Below are 4,927 nucleotides of genomic sequence, written 5' to 3' on the forward strand. Positions count from 1 at the left end.
CTGGCCGCACTCTGCCGGGGCGAATGCGCGGGCCGCACGGGCCGCGAAGAGCGCACCGTCTTCAAGGCCGTGGGCAGCGCGCTCGAAGACCTGGCGGCCGCCACGCTGGTCTGGCAGCACGCCGAATCGATTCCGGCCTAAGGCTTAAGGCCTAGAAAACCGCGGCCGCGGCGCAGCGGGAAGCTCGCTTACCGACAGTCACATACGTCATGCAGCGGATGGCACGCCTCTTGCGCCAACGCTAACCTGATGCCCATACCCAAAGGCCAGGAGGCCCGCCCCATGCTCACCATCTTCCAGAAAGCCACCATCCTCAGCAAAGCCGGTTTCGAGGTGCCCGCCTGTCCGGCCGAGGATGCCTCGGCCGGTGCGGTGTCCCAGAAGATGCACGACTGGGCCAAGGCCATCGAGACGCTGTACGTCAGCTACGTGGCGGCCCGCGCGGCCAAGAGCCTGCGGGATGCCGAGGAATCGCGCCAGACCGACATGCTGCGGCGGCTCTCGCTGAGCGCCTGGGCCGCCTGACAGGCAGGCTCGGCCGCCCGCTCCCCCGCCCGAGCCGCGTCAGCGCTCAACCGAAAGTGAACGCGTAGGCCTGCGCGCCGGCGTCGAGAAACTCGATCTCGAACAGCCGCTCCCGGCTGCCCTCCGCCTGCCGCACCAGCTGGTACAGCTTCTGTGCATCGATCACGCCGTGGCCCTGTGCGTCGGTGTCGGAACCGTGGTCCGCGAGCGGCGGCTTTCCATCCACCAGCACCCTGAAGCGCACCGGCTTGCCGTTGGCCGCCGGGCCCAGCACCAGGTGCAGGTCGCGCGCCTGGAAGCGATAGGCGATGCGGCCGTTGGCGCTGTTCAGCACGGCGCGTTCGGCCTCCACCGTCCAGTCGCCGGCCAGCGACCACTGGTTGGTGCGCAGCGCCGAGGCCGCGGGCTGGTAGGCCTTCGCATGGTCCCGCACGATGCCCCCGGGCGAGGCAAAGCCGTGCGCACGCTCGTGGCCCAGGTAGGTTTCGCCGGAGAGCGCCGGCTCGGCGCCGGGCGCGGCCTGGGTACCCTGACCGAGCGGCGCCACCAGCCCCGCGGCGATGCGGGTCTGGCCTGCCTCGGCCAGCAGCTGCTGGATCACCTGCTCGGCCTTGTCGTAGCGGTTCTCGCCGAACTGGTGGTGGCGGATGCGGCCCTCGGCGTCGATGAAATAGAACGCGGGCCAGGCCTGGTTGTCGAAGCCGCGCCAGATCGCGAAGTCGTTGTCCAGCGCCACCGGAAAGCCGATGCCCAGGTCCTGGACGGCCTTGCGCACGTTGGCCGGCTGCTTCTCGAACGCGAACTCCGGCGAATGCACGCCGATGACCACCAGGCCCGCGTCCTTGTACTTCTCGGCCCATGCACGAAGGTAGGGCAGCGTGCGCAGGCAATTGATGCACGAGTAGGTCCAGAAGTCGACCAGCACCACCTTGCCGCGCAGGGCCTCGGGCGCGAGCGGCGCGGAGTTGATCCATTCGGTGGCGCCGGCCAAGGAGGGAAAGCGACCTTCGGCCCTGAGCTCGCGCGCGGGCGGCGGGGCCGTGCGGTTGTCCGACACGCGCAGGAGGCCCGCGTCTTCGCGCAGCGCGACCGGTTCCGGCTGCGGCTTGCCTGGCTTGATCCTGTCCACCAGCGCCTGCTCCAGCGCCGACGTGGTGCCCACCGACAGGCGGGCGAGCAAGCCGGTGTCCAGCCCGAGCGCAATGGCGCCCACGCCCACCAGCACGGCCGCGCCGGCGGCGCGCCGCACCCATTCGCCGGTATGCAGCGAACGCTTCATGACGCAGAGCAGCCGCCCGCCGAACAGCAGCGCGGCCGCGAGCGAGGTGCAGGCGCCGGCCGCATAGGCGAGCAGCAGCAGCGAGGTGCCGACGCTCGCGCCATTGAGCGCCGCGCCCGTCAGGATCAGGCCGAGGATCGGCCCCGCGCACGGCGCCCAGAGCAGGCCCGTGCCCACGCCCAGCAGCAGCGGCGAGAACCCGGATGCAGGTGCCGCGCCATCGCCGCCGCGCGGCTCGGACATGCGGACGCCCAGCGCCACCAGCGGCCGGCCGAGGCGCTCGGCCACGCCGGGGAACAGCAAAGTCAGGCCGAACAGCGCGAGCAGCGCGATGGCGCCAAGGCGCCCGTATTCGTTGAGCGTGACGATCCACCCGCCGCCCACCGCCGCCAGCGTGGCCACGGCGGCAAAGGCCAGCGCCATGCCCAGCAGCATCGGCAGGCCGTGCGAGCGAAACGGCCGGTCGGCGCGCGCAAACACGAAGGGCAGCACCGGCAGGATGCAGGGGCTCAGGATGGTGAGCACCCCGCCCAGGTAGGCAATGAAGAGGATGAGCATGATTCAGTCCTGGAGGTTGGTGCGCGCCGGAGCGGCCAGCGCGAGCCGGGCCTCGAGCCCGCCTTCGGTGCGGTTCTTCAGCGTGAGCTCGGCGCCCATGGCCATGGCCAGCTGGTGCGCAATGGCCAGGCCCAGCCCGGTGCCGCCGGTGCTGCGGTTGCGCGAGCTCTCGACGCGGTAGAAAGGCTTGAGCACGGCGTCGAGCTCGTCCGGCGGAATGCCGGGGCCGTTGTCGAGCACGCTCAGCACCAGCCGGCCGTCTTCTTCGGCATGCACGCGCAGGCGCACCTCGCTGCCGAACTTGAGCGCGTTGTCGATCAGGTTCATCAGGATGCGGCGCAGCGCATGCGGGCGGCTCACGATCGGCGCGCCGGCCTTGCCTTCGAGCCGCACCTGCTGGCCCACGTCTTCGTAGTCGGCCACCATGCTCTCGAGCAGCGCGTCGGCATCGATGCGCAGCGGCGGCTCCGCGGCGCCATGGAGCGTGCGCGCGTAGGTCACGCCTTCGCGCACCAGCGAGTGCATGGCGTCGAGGTCCTGGCGGAATTTCTCGCGGTCGTGCTCGTCGTCCATCAGGTCGGTGCGCAGCCGCATCCGCGTGATGGGCGTCTGCAGGTCGTGCGAGATGGCCGCGAGGATCTCGACGCGCTCGGACATGTAGCCCGCAATGCGCTGCTGCATGGCGTTGAAGGCGCGCGCCRCATGCGCCACTTCGGTGGGGCCCTCTTCCGCGAGCGTGCGGCCCTTGAGGTCGGGCCCGAGCCGGTCGGCCGCCTCGGAAAGCTGCGCGAGCGGCCGCGTCACCAGCCGTACCGCATACCAGGCGCACACGGCCAGCACCACCAGTTGGGCCGCAAGCAGCCACATCACCCAGCCCGACACCGGCATGCCCACGCGCACTGCATGGACGACCACGGAAGACCCGTCGCCCAGGCGCACCTGGATCTGCAGGCCCTCGGGCGGCCAGGCCACCTCGCCGACCTTGACGACCTGGAACGGGCGCATCACGTCGACGATGGCCGCGGCAAACTGCCGCGACTGCAGCGAGCCGGGCTCGGTGCCCTCTGCACTGCCGCCCAGCACGAAGCGGTAGTTGCGCCGCTCCAGCCGGTCGAGCCAGCCGGCGCGCTCGGCCGCGGGCAGGCGGTCGAGGATGGCGACCGAGCTCGCGATGTCGCGCTCGATGCCGATCATCATCAGCTCGCGCAGCGCCATGTTCCGCTCGTAGCGGATCGCCGCGAAGGTGAGCAGCTGCGCAATCGCCAGGCCCACCACGATGATCAGCGTCACGCGGGAGAACAGCGAGCCGGGCAGCAGCCGGCGCCAGCCGCGCACAGCGCCGGCCAGGTTCGCGGGAGGATTCGCGGGAGTGGACATGGACACCTTCTTCTTCGTTCATGCGGCGCGGCCGTGCACGCCGCCGCTGGCTCACACCAGGTGGATGGAAACGTCGATATTGCCGCGGGTGGCCTTCGAATAGGGGCAGGTCTGGTGCGCCGCGTCCGTCAGGGCCTGCGCCACTTCGCGGTCCAGGCCCGGCAGGCTCACGTTCAGCCGCGCCTGCAGGAAGTATTCGCTGCCCGCCGTGCCCAGGTCGACTTCGGCATCGACGGCCAGGTCGGGCGGCAATGCGACCTTCATCCTGCCTGCCGCCTTGCCCATGGCGCCGATGAAGCAGGCCGACCAGCCGGCCGCGAACAGCTGCTCCGGGTTGGTGCCCCTGCCGGCGCTGCCGGGCGACGAGAGCTTGATGTCCAGGCGGCCGTCGGAGCTGCGCGCCTCGCCGTCGCGGCCACCCGAAGAGGTGCGGGTCTTGCCGGTGTAGAGAACTTTTTCGATGYGGGTCATGGTGGTTTCCTTGGGGTGGGTTGGTTCGGGAACGCACGGATTGTTGAGCCGCCTTCCCCCTGCCCGCGCGGATTGCGTATGCCTGTGTACGGCGCCCGCCGCGCCAGATACTTGCGAATACAAAACCGCCGGCCCAAAGCGGCCGGGCGGCTACATTGCGGCTGCGGAGCGCTTTCCGCACCCACCCTTTTTTGCTCACCGCCATGACGCCAAAGACCTCCGACCACATCCTCATCGTCGACGACGACCGGGAAATCCGCGAACTGCTCACCACCTACCTGGTGAAGAACGGCTTGCGCGTGGTCGCGGTGCCCACCGGCCGCCACATGCGCGCCGCGCTCGAAGAGTCGGGTCCGTTCGACCTGATCATCCTCGACCTGATGCTGCCCGGCGAAGACGGGCTCACGCTGTGCCGCGACCTGCGCACCGGCAAGTACAAGGCCACGCCCATCCTGATGCTGACCGCGCGCAGCGAGGAGGCCGACCGCATCCTGGGCCTGGAGATGGGCGCCGACGATTACCTGGCCAAGCCTTTTTCCGCACGCGAGCTGCTCGCGCGCCTGCGCGCCGTGATGCGGCGCACGCGCATGCTGCCGCCGAACATGGGCGCGGTCGAACCCTCGCAGAAACTGAGCTTCGGCGAATGGCAGGTCGACACGGTGGCGCGCCACCTGATCGACGACAGCGGCGTCATGGTGGCGCTGAGCGGTGCCGAAT

The 4,927-nt window shown here is 70.2% G+C and carries 5 protein-coding genes and 1 pseudogene; 3 read left to right on the forward strand and 3 right to left on the reverse strand.

Annotated features, from left to right (window positions below; genetic code table 11):
• A pseudogene (locus tag AC1DOC_RS19015) lies at positions 1 to 141 on the forward strand (bifunctional Delta(1)-pyrroline-2-carboxylate/Delta(1)-piperideine-2-carboxylate reductase); the annotation flags it as partial.
• A 141-nt stretch (positions 142 to 282) separates the two neighbouring features.
• Complete coding sequence (locus AC1DOC_RS19020; protein ID WP_015867195.1) at positions 283 to 525, forward strand: hypothetical protein; 243 nt, start codon at positions 283 to 285, stop codon at positions 523 to 525.
• A 46-nt stretch (positions 526 to 571) separates the two neighbouring features.
• On the opposite strand, the gene AC1DOC_RS19025 is transcribed toward AC1DOC_RS19020, so the two are convergent.
• From AC1DOC_RS19025 to AC1DOC_RS19035, 3 genes are read right to left on the reverse strand one after another with little or no spacing between them, the layout of a single operon-like run.
• Positions 572 to 2,362: a cytochrome c biogenesis protein DipZ gene (locus AC1DOC_RS19025; RefSeq protein ID WP_436311606.1), complete on the reverse strand. Its 1,791-nt coding sequence runs from the start codon at positions 2,360 to 2,362 to the stop codon at positions 572 to 574.
• A gap of 3 nt (positions 2,363 to 2,365) precedes the next feature.
• A complete protein-coding gene (locus AC1DOC_RS19030; protein ID WP_478130276.1) occupies positions 2,366 to 3,739 on the reverse strand; it encodes an ATP-binding protein in 1,374 nt (457 codons plus the stop codon).
• A 51-nt stretch (positions 3,740 to 3,790) separates the two neighbouring features.
• A complete protein-coding gene (locus tag AC1DOC_RS19035) occupies positions 3,791 to 4,210 on the reverse strand; it encodes an organic hydroperoxide resistance protein (RefSeq protein ID WP_478130277.1) in 420 nt (139 codons plus the stop codon).
• Between the two features lie 203 nt (positions 4,211 to 4,413).
• Between AC1DOC_RS19035 and AC1DOC_RS19040 the strand changes: the two genes are divergently transcribed.
• On the forward strand, positions 4,414 to 4,927 hold a 514-nt coding region (locus AC1DOC_RS19040), incomplete at its 3' end, for a response regulator (protein WP_478130278.1).

It is taken from the genome of Variovorax sp. 01T439_2 (genome assembly GCF_056398445.1).

What these genes read in the sequence shown, in the direction of transcription:
- AC1DOC_RS19020 (WP_015867195.1), top strand. Translation starts at nt 283, where the DNA reads ATGCTCACCATCTTCCAGAAAGCCACCATCCTCAGCAAAGCCGGTTTC.
- AC1DOC_RS19025 (WP_436311606.1), bottom strand. Translation starts at nt 2,362, where the DNA reads ATGCTCATCCTCTTCATTGCCTACCTGGGCGGGGTGCTCACCATCCTG.